Below are 1,850 nucleotides of genomic sequence, written 5' to 3'. Positions count from 1 at the left end.
CCATAGTCAATTTGATCAGTACAAGTTGGGCAATCGTGAAGAAAGTGAAAAGCTGTTTGAGCAATGGCTGGTTAAGACTGAGTTGATGATGGGTAAAAGGGATGAAGAATACTTTTAAACTCGAACCTGCAACATTCGTCATTAAGTCATTTGAAGAGGTGGGCAAGGCTATTGCATACATGCATAGACATCATGCGAATGCGTTAAGTGATGGCAAGCCTTTAGTTGTTCGGATCAATCAAAAAGAAGATGACCGGAGTAAAGCGCAGAACCGCCTTTATTGGATGTGGATGAACCAGTGGTCCAAGCGTCAAGGTACAGATAAAGATTCAGAGCATTTGTATTTTAAGAAACACATGCTTGCTCGGATTTATGCGCGTGATGATGTTGGACAATACAGGGCCACGTTTGCCGCTGTGACAGTGCTGCGAGAACAAAATCATCCGATGTATCAACAGGTAGCAGATGGGCTAAATGAGCTAATTAGCACAACGGATGCAACGGTCGATCAGTTCACAGAGTATTTGAATGACATTCATGCTTTTTGTAATAAACATGGGTGTTGGTTGAATACGCCTGATGATTTGATGTTTGCTTGGGAGATGAAGCATGGCGAACCTAACGCCTAAACAGCAAAGGTTTGTCGAAGAATATCTGATAGACCTGAATGCTACGCAAGCCGCCATTCGTGCAGGGTATAGCGAAAAGACAGCAAAAGAGATTGGTAGCGAAAACCTCACAAAACCTAACATTCAAAAAGCGATAGAGGAAGCGCAAAACAAACGCGCTGAACGTACTGAGATTACACAAGATTACGTGTTAAGCAATATTCAAAAAGTCATTGAGCGCTGTATGCAGCAAGAAGCTGTTCAAGCAAGAGATGGCTCACCACTCCTAGTGCAAGGCCCTGAGGGTGATTTAGCTTGTCTTTTTGAATTTAAGGAGACTGGCGCATTAAGAGGTTTGGAGTTGCTTGGCAAGCACCTGGGCATGTTTAAAGACAAAATTGAGCATTCAGGCGACCCAAATAACCCAATCAATATGAGTTTGAAGGTGGTATTCGAAGATGATGGAGAAGCGAGTACCGAGTAGATTTAAACCACTTTATACACACCTAAAAAATAATAAACTTTTTTACGTCTACCATGGTGGTCGTGGGGGTGGTAAGTCGTGGGAAATTGCAGACTTTCTACTGATCGAAGGCGCAAAACAAAAGCATCGCATTCTTTGCTGTCGTGAAGTGCAAAAGTCAATTAAACAGTCTGTTCACAAGCTTTTATCGGATCGCATTGCTGCATTAGGCTTGGGTCACTTCTATCAAATCTTAGAAACAGAAATACGTGGCATTAATGGCACTGAGTTTAGCTTTGCTGGCTTACTGAATCATACGGTTGAATCAGTTAAGTCATTCGAGGGTGCAACAATCACGTGGATCGAGGAAGCGCAGACAGTGAGTGCGTTCTCCTTGTCTATTTTGATTCCTACAGTTGTTCGTACTTATAAGCCAATGGTTATCATGTCAATGAACCCAAAATTACCAAGTGACGCTGTTTATTCGCAATACGTGCTTGGTGAGCGTGACGACACGGTTGTGGTGCAGATTAATTACACAGACAACAGGGAATGCCCAGCCGAATTGATTGCACTAGCTGAACAGATGAAAGCTGATGACTACGATCAATATGAGCACATTTGGCTTGGTAAACCAAAAGAAATTGCAGACGGCGCAATCTACAAAGCTGAGTTTGAGCAGATCAAGCGTGAGAATCGTATTTGCAAAGTTCCGCATGATCCAAATTTACCCGTTTATACATCGTGGGATTTGGGGATTCTTGATCCTACTGCAATTT

3 protein-coding genes are annotated in these 1,850 nt (G+C 42.6%); all 3 read left to right on the top strand.

The window, feature by feature from the left end:
• Positions 1 to 101: 101 nt before the first annotated feature.
• Positions 102 to 629: a hypothetical protein gene (locus FTU29_RS17170; RefSeq protein ID WP_180123024.1), complete on the top strand. Its 528-nt coding sequence runs from the start codon at positions 102 to 104 to the stop codon at positions 627 to 629.
• Positions 610 to 1,092 carry a terminase small subunit gene (locus tag FTU29_RS17165; protein ID WP_180123022.1) on the top strand — a complete coding sequence of 161 codons (483 nt, stop codon included), beginning with the start codon at positions 610 to 612 and terminating at the stop codon, positions 1,090 to 1,092. Before FTU29_RS17170 ends, FTU29_RS17165 begins: the two co-directional genes overlap by 20 nt.
• The coding region (locus tag FTU29_RS17160) for a PBSX family phage terminase large subunit (protein WP_180123020.1) at positions 1,067 to 1,850 on the top strand (784 nt) is incomplete at its 3' end. The genes FTU29_RS17165 and FTU29_RS17160, both read left to right, overlap by 26 nt.

The sequence above is a fragment of the Acinetobacter sp. YH12086 genome (assembly GCF_013419345.1).
Lineage (GTDB): Bacteria > Pseudomonadota > Gammaproteobacteria > Pseudomonadales > Moraxellaceae > Acinetobacter > Acinetobacter amyesii.
The sequence above is the reverse complement of the archived record's forward strand: the minus strand, read 5'-3'. Positions and strand labels throughout refer to the sequence as shown.